This window comes from Shewanella sp. M-Br (genome assembly GCF_036245925.1).
GTDB classification, from domain to species: Bacteria; Pseudomonadota; Gammaproteobacteria; order Enterobacterales; family Shewanellaceae; genus Shewanella; species Shewanella oncorhynchi.
Genome location: NZ_BJBV01000021.1, coordinates 1 through 18,723 on the forward strand (window position 1 = coordinate 1; position 18,723 = coordinate 18,723).

At 43.2% G+C, this 18,723-nt stretch carries 18 protein-coding genes; 3 read left to right on the top strand and 15 right to left on the bottom strand.

All coding sequences use genetic code 11. The features are described 5' to 3' along the window. Positions 1-484: 484 nt before the first annotated feature. The gene (gene rfaH / locus AAA952_RS16695; RefSeq protein ID WP_113939479.1) at positions 485-991 is read right to left on the bottom strand and encodes a transcription/translation regulatory transformer protein RfaH; all 507 of its coding nucleotides are present in this window, start codon (positions 989-991) and stop codon (positions 485-487) included. 472 nt (positions 992-1,463) lie between these two features. Between rfaH and AAA952_RS16700 the strand changes: the two genes are divergently transcribed. After that, the gene (locus tag AAA952_RS16700; protein ID WP_113939478.1) at positions 1,464-2,969 is read left to right on the top strand and encodes a peptide MFS transporter; all 1,506 of its coding nucleotides are present in this window, start codon (positions 1,464-1,466) and stop codon (positions 2,967-2,969) included. Between the two features lie 114 nt (positions 2,970-3,083). Here the strand turns inward: AAA952_RS16700 and AAA952_RS16705 are convergent, their stop codons facing one another. Together AAA952_RS16705 and AAA952_RS16710 are read right to left on the bottom strand one after the other, a co-directional pair. Further along, positions 3,084-4,187 (bottom strand): response regulator, encoded by a 1,104-nt coding sequence (locus tag AAA952_RS16705; protein ID WP_338258628.1) that lies wholly within the window; start codon positions 4,185-4,187, stop codon positions 3,084-3,086. A 121-nt stretch (positions 4,188-4,308) separates the two neighbouring features. Next, positions 4,309-5,094: an MlaA family lipoprotein gene (locus tag AAA952_RS16710; protein ID WP_219233968.1), complete on the bottom strand. Its 786-nt coding sequence runs from the start codon at positions 5,092-5,094 to the stop codon at positions 4,309-4,311. A gap of 219 nt (positions 5,095-5,313) precedes the next feature. On the opposite strand from AAA952_RS16710, the gene AAA952_RS16715 reads away from it, so the two are divergent. Both AAA952_RS16715 and AAA952_RS16720 read left to right on the top strand, forming a co-directional pair. Continuing rightward, positions 5,314-7,221, top strand: a complete 1,908-nt coding sequence (locus tag AAA952_RS16715) for a hypothetical protein (protein WP_263207728.1) — start codon at positions 5,314-5,316, stop codon at positions 7,219-7,221. A gap of 61 nt (positions 7,222-7,282) precedes the next feature. Beyond that, on the top strand, positions 7,283-7,591 hold the full coding sequence (locus AAA952_RS16720; protein ID WP_028761167.1) for an EscU/YscU/HrcU family type III secretion system export apparatus switch protein: 309 nt from the start codon (positions 7,283-7,285) through the stop codon (positions 7,589-7,591). A 53-nt stretch (positions 7,592-7,644) separates the two neighbouring features. Here the strand turns inward: AAA952_RS16720 and AAA952_RS16725 are convergent, their stop codons facing one another. The 12 genes from AAA952_RS16725 to flhF all read right to left on the bottom strand — a co-directional run bounded on the left by AAA952_RS16725 (position 7,645) and on the right by flhF (position 18,722). Continuing rightward, complete coding sequence (locus AAA952_RS16725; protein WP_028761168.1) at positions 7,645-8,043, bottom strand: DUF2802 domain-containing protein; 399 nt, start codon at positions 8,041-8,043, stop codon at positions 7,645-7,647. A 230-nt stretch (positions 8,044-8,273) separates the two neighbouring features. Continuing rightward, positions 8,274-8,768 carry a chemotaxis protein CheW gene (locus AAA952_RS16730; protein WP_338258637.1) on the bottom strand — a complete coding sequence of 165 codons (495 nt, stop codon included), beginning with the start codon at positions 8,766-8,768 and terminating at the stop codon, positions 8,274-8,276. A 7-nt stretch (positions 8,769-8,775) separates the two neighbouring features. Next, positions 8,776-9,771: a chemotaxis protein CheW gene (locus AAA952_RS16735; protein ID WP_338258638.1), complete on the bottom strand. Its 996-nt coding sequence runs from the start codon at positions 9,769-9,771 to the stop codon at positions 8,776-8,778. Beyond that, positions 9,755-10,546, bottom strand: coding sequence for a ParA family protein (locus AAA952_RS16740; protein WP_028761170.1), 792 nt, complete (start codon positions 10,544-10,546; stop codon positions 9,755-9,757). Before AAA952_RS16740 ends, AAA952_RS16735 begins: the two co-directional genes overlap by 17 nt. 71 nt (positions 10,547-10,617) lie before the next feature. Continuing rightward, positions 10,618-11,139, bottom strand: coding sequence for a membrane anchored protein in chemotaxis locus (locus AAA952_RS16745; protein WP_105253086.1), 522 nt, complete (start codon positions 11,137-11,139; stop codon positions 10,618-10,620). Between the two features lie 13 nt (positions 11,140-11,152). Continuing rightward, entirely contained in the window at positions 11,153-12,280 is a 1,128-nt protein-coding gene (locus tag AAA952_RS16750) for a protein-glutamate methylesterase/protein-glutamine glutaminase (protein ID WP_219253397.1), read from the bottom strand. Between the two features lie 20 nt (positions 12,281-12,300). Further along, positions 12,301-14,550 (bottom strand): chemotaxis protein CheA, encoded by a 2,250-nt coding sequence (locus AAA952_RS16755; protein ID WP_338258641.1) that lies wholly within the window; start codon positions 14,548-14,550, stop codon positions 12,301-12,303. A gap of 15 nt (positions 14,551-14,565) precedes the next feature. After that, positions 14,566-15,303, bottom strand: a complete 738-nt coding sequence (locus tag AAA952_RS16760; RefSeq protein ID WP_028761174.1) for a protein phosphatase CheZ — start codon at positions 15,301-15,303, stop codon at positions 14,566-14,568. A gap of 13 nt (positions 15,304-15,316) precedes the next feature. Beyond that, positions 15,317-15,700 carry a chemotaxis response regulator CheY gene (gene cheY / locus AAA952_RS16765; protein ID WP_007649667.1) on the bottom strand — a complete coding sequence of 128 codons (384 nt, stop codon included), beginning with the start codon at positions 15,698-15,700 and terminating at the stop codon, positions 15,317-15,319. A gap of 47 nt (positions 15,701-15,747) precedes the next feature. Further along, positions 15,748-16,461, bottom strand: a complete 714-nt coding sequence (locus AAA952_RS16770; protein ID WP_028761175.1) for an RNA polymerase sigma factor FliA — start codon at positions 16,459-16,461, stop codon at positions 15,748-15,750. Next, complete coding sequence (locus AAA952_RS16775; RefSeq protein WP_006082389.1) at positions 16,454-17,335, bottom strand: MinD/ParA family protein; 882 nt, start codon at positions 17,333-17,335, stop codon at positions 16,454-16,456. Before AAA952_RS16775 ends, AAA952_RS16770 begins: the two co-directional genes overlap by 8 nt. A 4-nt stretch (positions 17,336-17,339) precedes the next feature. After that, on the bottom strand, positions 17,340-18,722 hold the full coding sequence (gene flhF, locus AAA952_RS16780; protein ID WP_113939473.1) for a flagellar biosynthesis protein FlhF: 1,383 nt from the start codon (positions 18,720-18,722) through the stop codon (positions 17,340-17,342). Between the last annotated feature and the right edge of the window lies 1 nt (position 18,723).

Genomic DNA, 18,723 nt, shown 5'->3' on the forward strand with positions numbered 1-18,723 from the left:
GCATATCATTCGAAAGCTTAACCTGCGGTTTCTCACCTTTCAGACACGCTACCGCCCATAGATTGCGGCTTCTAAATTGCCCTTCGCGATGCGAAAATTCATATTTTTCATTAACATAAAAAAGTGTTACAAGAAATAGTTAAGCTCTAGACTCATTCAGTTTCGCTAGTAAAATACCTTAACCATAGGATGTAAACACTTAAGATAAGAGCTTATATTCTAACTTTATGATTACAGAATCTTACTTCAAAGATTCACTACCGATAGAACATTTAATGTTCAAACAGTCGTTTTTAAGGTCACACCTTAACAGGTTACATTTTTAAAAATGTAACAACAAACCTCAAACAAAATCAACCAATTGATTTTTAAGTAAATATTAAACACCCTGTCACTTTGGTAAATATTTTATTAACTTCGAGAATGGCTAATATCTTACAGAATACTCAGCATTACTCCTACAAACAGGTTTGTACTTGTGCACTTAAACACAGATTCGTTCCACACTTTGCTGTGGCACAGTAACCGTCTTTATCTGCCCCATAATGTTAAAAAGAACATGGCAACGTTTGTTTGGGCATTTTTCTTGAAAAATGCCTTCGAGCTCAACAAAGGGGCCATCTGTAAAACGAACTTTTTCCCCCATTTTCAGCTCTAATGCTTCGGCTAATACTGTTTGGGAAGGCGTTAGTTCTTTCATGCGAATGGCATGGATAATTCTGTCGTCAATGGGCGTCATTTTCTCTTGACAATTAACGATTCGATTCACACCACGAGTAGAATGGACCTGCCTGACACTTGTCTGACTTGGGTCAAAATTGATGAATAAATAATTAGGAAAGAGTGGTACACGACAGACTTGTTTGCGCCCGCGCTGAGATTTCTCTTCAGAGACCATAGGCAAATACGTCTCTAAATTTTGAAGTGCTAAGTTCTGTTGTGCTCTCGCTTCACTACGAGGTTTACAATACAAAAGGTACCATGCCTTCATAAGCTAATCTCACTACCCTATAAATAAGTGATGTCCATTCACGGGTCGCAATCATAGCAAAGATGCTCAAGTCGGTGGAAGTAATTTTTCGACTATTCCAGTCTCTCGCTCGGTATGCATACAATGACGCTCACATTAACTAATTCATAATTAAAATCACAACACTATACTGCTGATAATGTCACCACTTAGCTTACCAAAATTGACTTTGGTTGCTTTTAAGGGGTATATAAGGTGGGATTTTAGCGAAAATACTCATTTTACCGCTAAATACATTACTTTTATTATAAGAACGTAACAATAACCCATACGTAACTAGCGGTTAATCAACAATTAATGAATGCTATAGCAGGAATTAATGGTTGATTAAACCTGCAGGCGATATTGGGACGAGCAACAACCATTTTTCTGTGGTGACATCATCCTGTTTCAGGGGCCCACAGGCAATCACGAGCTTAAGGTGGAAGACTTCATGAGCGTAGCAAAACCACAAGGAACGATGCTTGGGCATCCCAAGGGATTGTTCTTGCTGTTTACAACAGAACTTTGGGAACGATTTAGTTATTATGCAATGCGTGCCATTTTGGTGCTTTATCTCGTTGATAGAGTGCAAAGTGATGGTGGACATGGCTTAGGATGGACTCAAGCTGAAGCTTTGTCACTTTACGGCACATTCACAGGTTTGGTTTACTTGACGCCACTTATTGGTGGTTGGTTAGCCGATAACATACTGGGTCAACGCAAAGCCATTTATTTTGGTGGGGCGTTAATGGCCGCAGGTCAATTCTTGCTTGCTGCGCCGCATAGCTGGATCCCTGGTCTAGAAACTACTGTATTTTATATTGGTCTAGGTACCCTCATTCTGGGTAACGGTTTGTTCAAGCCAAACATTTCCACTATGGTGGGCGATCTCTACGAAGAAGGCGATCACCGTCGTGATGGCGCGTTTACGATTTTCTACATGGGCATCAACTTAGGTGCAGCATTATCAGGTTTTATCGTCGCTTGGGCTTACACTAACTTCGGCCATGCTTCTATTATCGATGGTAAAGAAGTGTTTGTTAACAACTGGCAAGCGGGCTTCTTCTGTGCGGGTGTGGGGATGATTTTCTCTTTAATCATCCAATTTTTATTCGCGCAGAAATACTTAGGCGATATAGGAAGAGTGCCAGCCGCTAAGCTTGAAAAACAAAAAGCGGAAGAGAAAGGCGAAGTGCGTAAGGAACCACTGACCAAAGTCGAACGTGATCGTATTAAGGTCATCATGGTAATGGGTTTATTCACGATTATTTTCTGGGCGGGCTTTGAACAAGCGGGCGGTTTAATGAACTTGTTCACTAACGAGTTTACCGATCGTATGGTTGGCACCTTTGAAGTACCTACCACTTGGTTCCAATCGTTAAACGCTATCTTCATTGTATTATTTGCCCCTGTAATTGCTTCTATCTGGATCCGTTTAGGCAAGAATGAACCTAACTCTCCGGTGAAATTTGCACTTGGCTTGGTCTTACTCGCTATCGGCTTCCTATTTATGATAGGTGCAGTAATGCAAATGGGTGGCGATGCATCTGTTAAGTCGAGCATGTGGTGGTTAGTGGGCGCTTATTTCTTCCACACTATGGGTGAGCTCTGCTTATCGCCCATAGGCTTATCTATGGTGACTAAGCTAGCACCACTGCGTATTGCCTCTTTGATGATGGGAGCTTGGTTCCTATTCGTTGCAGCAGCTAACAAGATTGGCGGTGTGGTAGGTTCATTCATCGGCCATGGTGGAGAGAAAGAAGAGCAACTGGCTAATGCAATGGCGATCTTCTCTGGTATTGCGATTACAGCTGCTCTGTCTGGCGTGATCCTGTATTTTATGGCTGACAAATTAGTCGATTGGATGCATGGCGCAGAAACCAAGCATCATACTGAAGCCGAAGCCTTAGAAAGTGAAATTGCAGTGACGGCTGAACATGAAGCGATAAAACGTTAATTATCCTGTTCAACTGTTTTAACAGTCAAAACGAAACGCCTTACTCGCAAGAGTAAGGCGTTTTTGTTAAGTCAGCTATTCGGTATACTCAATTTCGCCAAAGCGTCAAAAAAACTAAAGGCTCAACTGTAGAAAACCACCAGCAGGTAGCGTTGCATCATAGACTAAGCCCTTAAACTTGTTATCAAGTAAAGCTTGTTTATGCTCAGGCTCACTTGTCGCAATACACAACTGTTCTTGCGGTAAAATACTTCGGAACTGAATGCTCGGTTTACCCCAGTCTAACACGCCAAGCTGAAGACTCTCAGACAGTGCTAACGGGCTTAATCCCTCGTCATTACGCAGATAACAACGCAACCCCTTACCCGCATGTGCAATAGCAGCACGGTACTTAGTTAGCTCAATGGCAACATAAATCATATCGGCTTTAATATCGAGACCAGATTTCACTAAACGCTCGTTCAAATAGCTCATCATGTTAAAGGGTTCAATAATGCTTTGACTCTGACCATTCCTAAAATCTTTAAGCTTCTGATTAACAAAACTTCTCAGCAGAACGCAGGCAAACGCAGCTCGATTATCCTCTGGGTACAAATGGGCCATGTACATAATCAGGTAATCACTACCTACCATAGTTGAATCAATGAAATAACTGCTTATATCGCTATTTTTATAAAGGCTATAGTCAACCTTGGCTGCCGGATAACTAATATTTGAAGCGGGAAAGAGTTGTTGCTGAACTTGTTTTGCCGCTGCAACACTTTGCTCAAGCAATGCTAGATTATCACTTAATTCTTGGTGGGATAGCGCGTCAAAATCTGCGGCTTGAGTATCATCAATGTAGGAACTATGAAGGCTTTGTTTAATGGCTTGTTCAATAATAAATAAATCAGATACTGGCTTAACGAGATAATCACTTGCGCCAATGCGTAAGGCTTCAACGACGTCAGCCATGACATTATTACCCGAGATCACGATAGAAGGCACTAAAGGTGCTAACCTTGTCATTTCCTTAAGCATATCGAGCCCACCGAGCTTAGGCATACTCAAGTCTGCAAGAACAATATCGAAGCGCTGCGATTTAAAAACTGACAATCCTTGTTCACCATCACAGGCTTGTGTAACTTGCGCACCTCTGCTATCGAGAAAGCTTGCAACAATCTGCCTAAACACGGGGTCATCTTCAACTAAAAGAACCGCAACACCATTTAACGCCATAAAGGTTCCCGAATAAAGTTCATCGCATAGCCATTACTCAAGTGAATATGCCAATAACAAAATTTAACAAGGCGAGCATTTGATGGCTAAAGACAAATGCTGTCAAGTACGGCCAATAGGGTTACTCAAGCTCCTGCATATACTGATCGAGCAACTCATCATCATCTTGCTTTTGAGGGACATTACCATCATAGACTTTATAGTCCATGTGCTGTAAATATGCATCTTTGACAAAGGCATAGGGATCGAGTGCATTATCAACAAGTCGCTCTTGATCGATTGCTGATGCTCTAGAATGAAGGTTTTTAAGTCCCCATTTAACAATGGATTGCCACATTGTTAACTCAGACAATGGAAAGTATAGACCATCAACCCAATCAGACGCGAGTTCTCGCACAACATAAGGACCCGCAAATGGCGCCATGAAGTAAGGTCCATTAGGCACCCCATAATAACCTAGCACCTCATTAAACTCATCTTGCTTGCGGCTCATTCCCATCATGTCAGCGACATCAATGACACCTAATAAGCCGACAGTAGAATTGATTGTAAAGCGTCCACCAGCATTAGCTGCCCAGCCCCACTTACCCTGCAGCACGTTGTTTACTAAGCTGCTAGGTTCCTCTAAATTCTGCACAAAGTTATTGATACCTGTTTTAGCAGGCGTCGGAATATAATCGTTATAACCATGGGCTACAGGACGATATAAATATCTATCTAGGTAGAGATAGTTGAAGTCCCACATAGCTCGGTTAAAGCCTTCGAACGGATCGCGGGGATCATCATAGGTAATTTGTACCTTAGCAGGTGTTTCCTGCTGAATGGTATCTGGTAGGGATACTTCAGCCGATTGCACTTTAGGCAACAGCATTAACCCCAAAGATAATCCCATCCATTTTAACTTCATATCGCTCTCTTAATATAAATGTACAGTTTAGACATCAAATTTTCGCTAAAGTGACAATACAAAAATGACGATATAAAGATAATTCGTCTTAGTGGCATACTATCCAGTATGACAGTTCCTTTGTCACAAGGCGCATAAGCATACTTGGCAAAAAAAATTGGTCAATTGTTAATTTTACTAAACGAATGTATCGCAGGATAAACTATATAAGGTTATTAAATGGAGTCGATTCCACTTGTCAGCAGTCAAAATTCGCAGTTACACACTGCGATGGCTAGCACTGATGCCCTCAATGCTACTCCACGCCCTATTCCAGCTCAGGTGCAAACATCACCTGAAGGAGATAGTATTATTCTAAACGGTACAGAATATAATTTAAAGCTAGTTAATGCTCAACAGCGGCAAATATTGTTGACTGCTAATAGCTTTTTAGTCACGCCCAATGCGCAAAACAGCTCAACTCCAACTACGATAGTGCAAAACTCCACTAGCCAACTGCTTGCGTTAGCTGCACCTCTCGTACTGAAAATCCCTGAGGCAGTGATCAATCTGGCGCAACAAAATGGCATCTCTCAAACGCAGCTTTCAGCGCTCGCGGCTCGCACACAGGGCTATCCATTACCCAACGTCACTATAGTTAACAAGGAGCTTCAATTTGCTAATGGTACCGTTGTAGCACAAGATCCTGGACCCCAGCTGAATCAAGGTGAATTCATCGCGAAAATAGCCTTTCAACAAGGGCGCCCTATTTTATTACTCACCCCAATACAGAGCAAACTCGAAATCATAATAGGGACGCCAGTAAATGAAACTCAGGTTCCCACAAATAAACCATCTTCTGATCTTGTGATCGCGAAAATTGAACCAGCCCAGATCATTGCGTCCTTTCTAAAAAAACTCGAAAATATCAACTTTCTACCTGAGCCCACAAAACAAATGGTCACGGCTAAAGTCGATATAATGCAGCTTCAAAGTAAAGTAGATGTTCCATCAGCGCCTACTGCTACTGGCTCACAGAATATCTCTAACGCGCAAGTCATAACGCCAACAACTAAAGACTTAGGTCAGATCAGCACCCAAAACTCAGCCCTTGAAAATCGGCTTGTGGGTCAATCACCGGCATCACAAATGGGTGAAAACGTAAATAGCAAAAACGGGTTACCTCAAGGCTCAAAAACGTCACAAGAAATCCTAAGTGTGAGTCCTACAGACATAAATAAACTTAAGAATATTTATGGATCCAGTAGCCAAAAGAGTGAACAACAAAGCAATGATGCTAAGACTGACACTTCGGTAAAAGTGGCTGATGTCTTACAAAAAGCGTTCAATAAAGCGGGGGCACTTCCTATTGAGCTATCTCGTTCTAATAGCAGCTCGAATTTAGCATCTGAGTTATTGAAACACCTACCGCATTTAGGGCTACCACCACTGAGCCAATTGAATGATATCGATGAACTCAAAGCCAATATTCTCGGCCTAGCGAGTCTAAATCTTGCTACACCTCAATCAAATCAAGCCTCTATGCTCATGAATGGGAGTGCAATTACCTCACTTTTTCAATTGCTACTTGGCTTTAAAGCCAATAACAATTCGAATTCCGTTAGCAAAAAGCTTGCCGACTACCTTGAGCAGTTACAAGCTAAAGTGGGCTTCTCCACTAAACTTCTTGGGCAACTGAGCAAAGCAGGAGGCCTTGATAGCATGGGACTATTAGCCTCTAACCTGCATTTATACCAACAGGCAAGTAATGAGAGCGCTGGCAATTTGGTGTGGTTCTTTGCCCTTCCCTATGGCATTAACCAACGACAGGAGCAACTGGAAGGGAAATTTGAGCAAGAAGCCGATCCTGATGACCCAGATAAAAAAATGGGATGGCGTTTACAACTGAAGTTTAATCTAGCACAAGGACCTCTGCTGATTTCAGCCCAAAACCACAATCAACAATTAGATATCCAGTTTAAAGGCAATAGTCAGATACTACTTAATAAGGTTAATAACTTTTTAACGCCCTTAAGCCAAAAACTATCACAACTGGGTTTTACGCCTGGAGAACTATCAACTCAAATAGCGCAAGTACCAGCAACCTTATTACCTGGTGATCATTTCCTCGTAAAGACAAAAGCTTAATGAGTGACAATGTTCCAACACTAATATTGAGTTCATTATACAAAACATTGGAAATAACGATATGAGTGAAGAGAGTGAACCGAAACAAGCTGTCGCACTGAGCTACGATGGCCGTAACGCTCCTAAAATAGTCGCGACTGGTGAAGGGCTTATCGCAGAAGAAATTATTGCCTTAGCTAAGGCTAACGGCGTTTATATCCATCAAGATCCCCATCTGAGCCATTTTTTGCAATTGCTAGAGTTAGGAGAGGAAATTCCCAAGGAGCTTTACCTGCTTATCGCCGAACTGATTGCATTTGTGTATATGCTCGACGGTAAATTTCCTGAGCAATGGAATAATATGCATAAAAAAATTGTCGAGAAGGCATAAAATAAAAAAGCTAATTCAGAAAAATTAGCTTTTAGTATTCAATAGGCTAACGATTACTTACGATGCAGACGGATCAACAGCTCGGCTTCAGCTTTAGGTAATTCGCATTCCTTAATCAATTCGTCGACGCCAGCACCAAGCGCGACCATCTTCATGGCTCGAGTATAAAGTTTTGCCTGTGGATCCTGTTGAGTCGTCTCTTCAATCCGTTCAGACTGTTGCAGTATGCGTTTTTCTAATTCAATAACACGACGGCCTACACCGATTGTGCCACTGCGTAATTCTTGCAATTCGCGTTTAAAAGACTCTCGCTGCCGATCGCCCTCTTTAACTAACACAGTTAATGCCTCAACTTTGCTTCTTAATTTACTCAATTGCTTTTGTAAAAAGAGTACTAACCCTAAGCATGCGATGACATAGACTAACGCTGCGATCAAAAATTCATCGCCCATCAAAAATCCTTATACTCACTCAAAGCCATATATTAAGAGCTGGCTTACAATTGAGTTATCTATTCCAAAGTGCTCACTTAACGTCACCAATATAATTGGCCATTGTTCAAGCTATGATAAAAAGACTTCGTCTACCCATAAATCGTAAATACTCAACATCATCGATTTATTCGCAAATAAACAAAATGGCTGAATGAATTCTAATCATTCAGCCTTATCACACTCATTGATTAGATCTGAGTCAACTCGGCCCATTCTTCATCGGACAATAATTTGTCGAGATCAACTAAGATAAGTAATTCATTGTCGCGATTGCTCACGCCTTGAATAAACTTAGCACTCTCTTCCGTTCCAACATTAGGCGCATTGTCAATTTCAGAGCGGCGCAAATAAACCACTTCTGCAACACTATCAACTAAGATACCAATGACCTGCTTTTCAGCTTCGATGATAACGATTCGGGTTGAATCATCAACATCAGCAGACTGCAATCCAAAACGTGAGCGGGTATCAATTACAGTAACGACATTACCACGTAAGTTAATGATCCCTAGTACATAATAGGGGGCACCTGGTACGGGAGCAATTTCAGTATAACGCAGTACTTCCTGCACTTGCATTACGTTTATACCGTAAGTTTCATGGTCCAACTTAAAGGTAACCCATTGTAATACTGCATCATCTTTACTTGCAGCGACTGCTGCTACATTTCTTGTATCTTTCATGTTTACCTCAACCAATTGAGTCCTGACAACCTAAACCCGCATTAAGCATTTCAACTAAGGCTTGTACGTGCAAAATGCCACACATCTGTTCTTTCACTACACCCGCTAACCAAGGGCGTTTACCCGCTTGACTACGCCAGTTGACTTGCGATTTATTAATTTTTACCGCATTGACCAAGGACTCACAAGTCAATCCCCAGTTACTGCCTTCTAATAATACAAGATATTGATAATTTACTGATTGCGCCAGTTTATCTGTGTATTTTTCTGGCATAACCCACGCACAAGTATCAACAATGTTCAATTGCTCCTCCCTATGCGTCTGTACACCAAGAAACCATGCGGGTCGACCAAAGATGTGGTTTATCCGCTCAACTTTTACTATTCCGCCTAAACTCACCAAAGGCACAGCCAATGTCAGCCCTGCTACTTTAAAGAATAGTACCTGAAACTCATCATCGAGCACTTCTTGCAAATCTTTTGTCACACTAGGAGGCGTAATGCCGACTTGTGTTTCTGGCACAACCACTGGCTCAACGATTTCATCAGCAACGGTTTCATTAACAACAGGCTGAGCTTTTGGTACTTCCACCACAACAGGTTGAACATCAATAGGTGGCGCTATCTCTACTGAAGGTGGTATCGGTTCTAACCTTGCAGTCTTTAGTACTGGCGCGAGTAATTTCTCTAACGCTTGCTTATTCACTTGAGCTACAACCTGGCTTACCGGAGCAACAAACTCATGCTGTCTTGGCGCCGCTTTTGGCTGCAACTGCGCAATAGGCGTTATGGTCTTCTCTACATTCTGCGGTGCGGCAGTGCGACCATTTTCAGCCAAAATTGCCGCATCGAGCAATGCTGCCTCCGTTTGATTAACGGCAACATTTTGATTTGAGTCTGCTTTTAAAATGCTTTGAGGGGAAACAATCTGGTTTGGACTGTCGTCTTCCTGCAGCAATAATGCGAAAAAATCAAAAACAGTTTCATCAACCGATTTTGACATGGCCAAACTCCCCAACTAATAAGAAATCTAATAATCTTTCATAGGCTTTAACGCCGCGGCAACCACTCGCATAATGCGATGCTGGTAAATGTGCCAAACTGGCATCTCTAAACTTAGTATCTACTGGAATAACGTCTTTCCACAAAGTATCACTGTATTCGGCACCAAGAACTTGCAAAGCCGCAGGTGATGCTTTGGTGCGTTTATCGTACATGGTTGGCACAACAGTGTAACTGTAGCGCGTCTTCTTAGATCGCCCCATTAACTCCATCGTTTTAATCATCCGCTCTAGCCCTTTAATGGCAAGAAACTCCGTCTGCACAGGAATAATGATATGCTGACTTGCCGCAAGCGCATTGACCATTAATACCCCGAGTACGGGTGGGCAATCAACGATAGCAACATCATAATCATCAGCAACCAGTGCTAATAAATTACGTAGTACTAATCCCATTCCTTCTTGATGACCTAAGGCTCTGTCTAAGGTAGCCAATGCCATAGTTGCAGGCAATAAATCCAAACCATCGACTAAGGTTGGCACAACATGGGATAAAACGAGTTCCTTAGAAAGGTTTTTATGGGCAAGAAAAACATCAAACAACGAGCCTGGAACCTCTTCAGAATCAATGCCTAAGTAATAACCTAACGAAGCATGTGGATCGGTATCTATCATAAGAACACGCTTGCCACGCTTAGCTAATGTTCCCGCTAAACTCGCTACCGTCGTGGTTTTACCTACGCCACCTTTTTGATTCGCTATGGTCCAGACTTTCAAGAAGTGACCCCTACCTATACTGGTTAATATGCTAATGAACTAGAAAATTGTGAGTTCACAAATTCTAAAAATTACTGCTCTTTTCTGGTCGTGACTCGAATGCCGCCATTGGGCAAACTAATCACTTTGACACCATCGGCATTCTCAGATATCACCACGGGCAGCATCTCTGCATTTTGGGGGGCAATTGTCTGAGAAACAGCTTTAACCTCTTTTTCTGGCGCTTGAAGCTGTTTAGGAATAGAGGATTCCAGATTAGTTTTTTCCTTCGCCGTATCTATTTCAGTATCTGGTTTGCCCAGCAAAGGCGGAATGCTATTTTGTACCGGCTCAGGACCAATCGCTACAGCCTTCTGCTCACCAGGAGCCGCTAATTGCAACATTGCTTTAGTCTGATCGGGATGAGACGCTAACCAAGTTGCAATGGCCTCAGCCTGTTCGTCAGGTACCATTAACAGCACCTGAGTCGATTCCAAACGTTTTACATCCGCCTGCAGCAAACTATTCTTACGTTTGTAATCAAGGCTTAAGGCACCAAGAACCAAAATGGCTATGCCCATCAACAAGATGATGAGCACACTATTTGTACTCATCGGATATTGGTTTTTAGACACGAACAGACTCTTTTAAAATACATTCGGCCATGTTGTCTAAGGCTATCGACTGGGTGGCAATCCCTGCACTCGCAACGGCTTGTGGCATACCATAAACCACACAACTGGCTTCATCTTGCGCCCAAATGGTAGCGCCTACAGCTTTCAACATCCGCGCGCCTTCTCTGCCATCTGCCCCCATGCCCGTTAATACAACAGCAAGCACATCACCACTAAAGGCTTTAGAAGCAGAAGCAAAGGTGATATCCACACAGGGCTTATAATTCATATCAGCACTGCCTGCGATAACTTTTAATCGGCCACTTGCTCCAGTACGTTCAACCATCATTTGCATACCACCCGGCGCTAAATATGCACAACCCGGTTTAAGAAGATCGCCATTAGCGGCCTCTTTCACTTCAATCTTACATAAGCCATTTAAACGACTCGCAAATGCAGGGGTAAAGGCAGCAGGCATATGCTGGATTAATAGAATGGGATGCGGATAGTTTGCCGGAAACTGCGTGAGTATTTTTTGCAGCGCAACCGGACCACCAGTAGATGTACCGATCAGCAATAATTTATACTGCTTACCACTTGCACGAATCGTCGTTGCCGTTGAGGTTCTAACAGGAGCTGCGACAGGCGTATGAGCCGATATGCTCGTTGTACCTAAAACGCTACCTGTTGGACGCGCGCTAGGTGTTGGCGCGACCACAGGACGTGCAATCGGACGAAACATTCTGCGTCGTCCCAATGCCTTAACTCTTTGTTGCAACAATAAAATGGCATCATCTTTGTTGGTCGCAATATCTTCAAAACGTTTAGGCAGAAAATCTAATGCACCAGCATCTAAAGCGTCTAACGTTGCTTTAGCGCCATCATGGGTTAAAGAAGAAAACATCAAGATCGGAGTCGGACACTTAGCCATGATTTCACGAACAGCAGTAATACCATCCATGACAGGCATCTCAATATCCATAGTGATAACTTGGGGATTAAGCTCAGCAGCCAACTTCACCGCTTCGGCCCCATTTGAGGCCGTCGCGATAACTTCCAGTTCAGGATCTTGATTGACTATTTCACTAACACGTCGTCTGAAAAAACTTGAGTCATCAACGACTAATACTTTAATGGCCATTCCATTCCTTAGCTTGGAAACTAATTCTTACTTTTCGCATAATGCTTTAGCAATCCAGGAACATCTAAGATCAGTGCAATACCACCATCCGATGTAATTGTCGCACCAGCCATCCCAGGAGTGCCATGTAACATAGCGCCAAGAGGTTTAATAACAACCTCTTCTTGTCCTATTAAGGCATCCACTACAAAACCAATTTGCATCATGCCTAATTGCACGATAACCACATGACCATGCTTTTTATCGCCATGTTTAAAGGTCGTTTTGTTTCTATGTAGCCAGTGTTCCAAATAGAACAAAGGTACGGCCTTATTACGCACTATGACAGTCAGTTGCCCATCAACAATATTGGTTTTTGTGAGATCGAGATGGAAAATCTCATTCACGCTAGATAGAGGTAATGCGAACACTTGTTTAGCGACATCGACCATTAAGGTTGGCATAATCGCCAGTGTTAGCGGTACTTTAATCTCAAGTATCGTTCCCTTACCTTTCATGGAATCAATATGTACAGTGCCATTCAGCTGAGTGATACGAGTTTTTACCACGTCCATCCCAACACCACGGCCTGAAATATCTGAAATCTCAACTTTAGTTGAAAAACCTGGTGCAAAAATCAAATTATAGGCTTCGCTATCTGTCATCCGCGAAGCAGAATCTTCATCGAGCACACCACGATTTATGGCGATTTTTTTGAGTTTTTCAGGATCCATGCCTGCGCCATCGTCTTCGATTTTCAGCAGTATATGGTCGCCTTCCTGACTTGCAGATAAGGTAATCGTTCCCGTTCTTGGCTTACCACTAGCTTCACGCTCGTTTGGCATCTCGATACCATGGTCCACAGAGTTACGCACTAAGTGGACGAGTGGATCGGCAAGCGCTTCAACGAGGTTTTTATCTAAGTCAGTTTCTTCACCGACCATGATCAAATCAATTTCTTTGTTTAGTGTACGAGCAAGATCACGTACCACCCGAGGGAAACGACCAAACACTTTCTTGATCGGTTGCATACGGGTTTTCATCACAGCGCCTTGCAAATCGGCAGTAACGAGATCTAAGTTCGCGAGAGCTTTCGACATCTCCTCATCATCACGACTGATGCCTAAGCTCACCAATCGATTACGCACTAACACTAACTCACCCACCATATTCATGATCTGGTCGAGTCGTGCAGTATCTACACGTACCGTTGTTTCACCCTGAGGCACATTCGCAGAGCTAGCCTTAGCAGGTGCTTTATCGACAACCGCAATTTCCACCTTAGGTTTTGCAGCAACGACTGGGGCAGGAGCTAGTACTGCGGCTTTTACTGGCGCAGGAGCATGTGGTGCAGCAGTAGGTGCTACAGTCGAAACAGGGGGCGTAGGCGCTTTTACTTCAGCTTTCGCAGGTGCTCCGCCTTTCCCATGGAGTTCATCGAGTAATCGCTCAAACTCATCATCGGTAATTTCATCAGCATCTACAATCGGTTGAGGTGCAGGTGTTGCCACAACCTTAGGCTTAACAGGCACTTCAGCCTCAGCTTTAAATTTACCTGAGCCATGAAGTTCATCCAGTAACGCCTCGAACTCATCATCAGTGATATCATCACCTGATGTTGAAGGCGTTTTAATTGGTGCAGCAGGCTTTGCAGCAACTGGCTCAGATACAAATGTGGTAGCAGCGACCGCAGGTCCCTTTCCTGAACCATGAAGCGCATCCAATAAAGCTTCAAATTCAGCATCATTGATATCATCGATACTTGAAGACGTATTTTCAATGGAAGATGAGTTATCACTTATGTCAGCAGGGATTTCTTGAAGGGTAGGAGTATCAATAATGACTTCTACAACAGGTTCTGGCTCTGCAACCTTGGCAGAAGCGACTTCAGATGGCAAAGGTGCACCTGAACTGAGCATTTTAAGTCTCGCTAACAAACCTGAATCGGCGGGGTCTTGTTGTTCGCCCTGCTGGGTTTGCGCAAACATGGTATTAATTGCATCAACAGCCTGCAAAATAATATCCATCAACTCTGCGTTAACGCTACGCTTGCCTGTCCGCAATAAATCGAAGGTATTCTCAGCCTCATGACAAACATCAACCATGGGAGTTAAGCTAAGAAAGCCAGCACCACCTTTAACGGTATGAAAACCTCGGAAAATGGCGTTCAGCAAGTTAGTATCATCAGGATTATTTTCAAGCGCAACGAGTTGCTCTTGCAGAAGCTCTAAAATTTCACCGGCTTCGATTAAAAAGTCCTGGAGTATCTCTTCATCTACATCAAAGGCCATCAAATTGACTCCCAGTTAGAAACCCAGACTCGATAGAAGATCATCCACTTCGTCTTGACCCGTTACCACATCTTGACGAAGCTCGGCATTCATTATCGGGCCTTCTGCTTCAATATTATTTTTCTGAGCAATCTGACTTTCAATCATAGGTTGCTCACCAAATACCGTCAGCATAGAAACCAGATTACTTTCTACTTCCATTACTAGATCAATAACACGACGTATTATTTGTCCTGTTAAGTCTTGAAAATCTTGCGCCATCAAAATTTGATTAAGCAATTCACGTAATCGAGTCGAGTCATTTGCACTACGAGACATAAGGTCTTGTACATCGTGACAAAGACCCTTAAATTCAGTCAGCGCTATCTCGCGTCGCATTAATCTGTCCCAAGATGGCATGACATTTTGAATATTTACGGTCACGGCATTAGCCAAAGGTAAACATTCTTCAACCGCATCCATGGTTTTATTTGCAGCTTGTTCGGTCATGTCAATAACGTAATTTAAACGTTGCTTGGCATCGGGGATCTCTGTATTGGCTAATTCAGCAAGACGATTATCAACTTGAAAATCCATCAGCGCACTATGAAGTTGCCGAGTTAATTTACCTACTTCTTCGAATAATTCTCGTTGCAGTGGAGCAGCAAGCTCCCGAAATAAATCATCTGCCTGACTTTGCTCACCTGCACTTAATAATTCAACTAAATGCTGAGCTTGCTCGAGCGTGATGAGCCCTGATGTTTGTGACTTCATAGCTCATCCTTGCTCAAGCGAGTCGTTCGAATATTTTATCTAACTTCTCTTTCAGCGTTGCAGCGGTAAAAGGCTTAACCACATAACCATTCACTCCCGCTTGAGCGGCAGCAATAATCTGTTCACGTTTTGCTTCAGCAGTTACCATTAATACGGGTAAATGCTTTAGCGAATCATCAGCGCGAATTGCTTTTAACAGATCGATTCCTTGCATACCAGGCATATTCCAATCTGTAACAACAAAATCAAAATCCCCCTTTTGCAACATCGGCAGGGCTGTTGAGCCATCGTCTGCTTCTTGGGTGTTATTAAACCCCAAGTCTCGCAACAAGTTCTTGATGATACGCCTCATTGTCGAAAAATCGTCAACAATGAGAATCTTCATATTCTTGTCCAAGGTTTCCTCCGGTGAGCTGACATTCTGTGCTCGATTAATAATTATACTTATGTCCAGTGCTTGAGTTTAGCTTTCAATCGCAACATTGCCTGACTTAATATCTGGCTAACCCGCGATTCACTGACTTCAAGAATGGCGCCAATCTCTTTTAAATTCAATGCTTCATCGTAGTACAGGGATAACACTAATGCATCTCTTTCAGGCAATAATTTAATTGCCTCAACCAGAGCAGAATGAAATTGGTTCTCAGCTAATGCTTCAAATGAATCATCATCGGACCGATCACTCACTGTAAGTATATCCTGAGATACGCCTAAATCTTCTATCCCTATGATTTTTCCGACAGAAACATCGTTAAGAATATGATGGTACTCATCGAGCGTCATATCAAGTTTTTCTGCAATTTCTGTGTCGCGTGCATCACGGCCCAGTTCTTGCTCTAACTCATCAATAGCATGTGCAACCTTACGATTGTTACGATGAACGGAACGAGGGACCCAGTCGCCACGACGAATTTCATCTAACATGGCTCCACGTATGCGTATGCCGGCGAAGGTTTCAAATTTCGCACCCTTGCCACCATCAAACTTGGATGATGCTTCTAGTAACCCCATCATCCCAGCTTGGAGTAAATCATCTAACTGCACAGATGCAGGTAGTCTGGCGAGTAAATGATGCGCAATTCTTTTAACCAACGGAGCATACTGTTCAACGATCGACGATTTATTGTCTAAACAAGTATACGCAGCGGCTTTATTCACTCGTTTTTTCCTCTTGAAAATCTGGTCGTTGTACTAAACGCTCAACGAAAAACTCCAAATGCCCACCAGGTTGCTGCGGCACAGGCCAGCTCAAAATTTTATTTGCCAATCCTTGATACGCAATCGCCGCTGGTGATTTAGGATAAGCTTCAACCACCAATTTTTGTTTACGAACTGATTTACGTAAGTTTTCGTCAAATGGAATCGTGGCGACTAATTCAAGTGCAACATCTAAAAATCTGTCGGTCACTTTACTGAGTTTAGCAAATAATTCCATACCTTCGCGTAAACTACGCACCATATTGGCAACTATTTTAAAACGGAACACGCCATGCTCACGGCTGAGAATTTTAATCAGGGCGTAGGCATCGGTAATCGAAGTGGGTTCATCACAAACAACGACTAGCACATCCTGCGAAGCACGTGAGAAACTGAGCACCATATCTGAGATCCCAGCCGCAGTATCTACGACTAGAATATCAAACTGAGTCCGCATCTCACTAAATGCACGGATTAATCCAGCATGTTGCGCAGGGCTTAATTCCACCATCCCCTGTGTTCCTGAGGTGGCAGGTACTATGCCTATCCCCTTAGGACCACGCACGATAATATCGTCAAGCTCTGCATCACCAGAGAGAACATGAGAGAGGTTACGCTCGGCACGAATACCCAGCATGACGTCGACGTTTGCTAAGCCAAGGTCAGCGTCAAGTACCAAGACACGCTTGCCTTTTTCGGCTAATGCCACAGCAGTATTAATAGAAACGCTGGTTTTACCCACGCCTCCTTTGCCACCTGTGACCGCGATTACTTTCACTTTTTCGTTATAGGGTTGATTCATCATACGTAAACCACTTGCTTGATCCAGGGTCATAAATCTACTCAAATGCACAGGCCATATTATCTGACCACGCTGTGTCTTGTAATGATTGTTGTTCTGTACTATCTAACGCTGCGAGTGCCTGCTGGGCTAAATCTAGGGTATCCGCAACTTTCATATCTTCAGGAACTCTTTGTCCATCAGTAATATAACTTAATGGTAATCCGTTTTGGATCAACACACTTAATGCCCCTGCTAACGACACAGATTCATCGAGTTTTGTGAGAACGACACCAGATAGGGGAATGCGTTTAAAATGATTGACTGCATCTTGCAGCACACGGCGCTGCCCTGTCGCAGACAGTACCAGATAACTGCGGATAGGTATCCTGCTATTTGCAGTTAAATTATCAAGTTGCTGGTAAAGGCGCATATCTCGCTGTCCCATGCCAGCCGTATCTATCAATACTAGCTTGCGATTCCTAAACTGATAGAGAATTTGCTCTAATTCATTTAGATCATGAGCTTGCTTTACTGGGCAGCCCATTATTTTGCCATAAGTTGCTAATTGCTCATAGGCTCCGATGCGATAATGATCTGTGGTAATTAAAGCAACATGTTCAGCACCATGATGTGCCGCAAAACGGGCAGCAAGTTTAGCTAATGACGTTGTTTTACCAACCCCAGTAGGACCAACTAATGCAACCACTCCGCCCTGCTTAACAATGTCATCGCCCTGATTATCAAGCATATTCGCAAGACTTTGTGGTAATGCTCTGACTAATTCAGCTGGCGTATAATGCTGACTCAGCGCGGCTAATTTATTCGCAACCGCAGGGGAGAATTCAGCCTCAAGCAATTTGGCTTCGAGCATAGCACCGACGGGATCGATGCGTTTTTTATGTTCCGTCATCAAGGAGGATACTTGATGTGTCAGTAAATTACGCAGTGATGCTAATTCATCACGCATAGCTTCAATATCAGCACTTTGTTTCTGTGATGTTTGTGGCTTTTTATCAAACGAGGAAGGCACTTCACGACGTTCTGGTTTCACAGCAGTAGGGGCTTGTAAGCCCTTAGCCCATGCAGGTAACTCAGCATCAACTTGCTGATGTGACATTTGTTGATTCAAACGGCTTTGCTGCTTCTCAAGTAAGGCTTGTAATGAGTCTGCTGGTGCGGCTGGCTTAGCGCGAGTTTCTACACGGACTGGCTGCTTAGCACCTAGGGACACGAGATCGTCGCTCACGTCCATAAAGGTCGGTGCTGGCGCAGTGGCTGCAGTTTTCGCTTTAGGTTCGTCATAGTCAACGGCAGCGACAATTTCGATGCCACCGTTCACTTTTTTATTTGACATAATGACGGCATCTGAGCCGAGTGTTTCTTTCACTTGGGCCAGTGCGGCGCGCATGTCTTTGGCAAAAAATCGTTTAATCTTCACT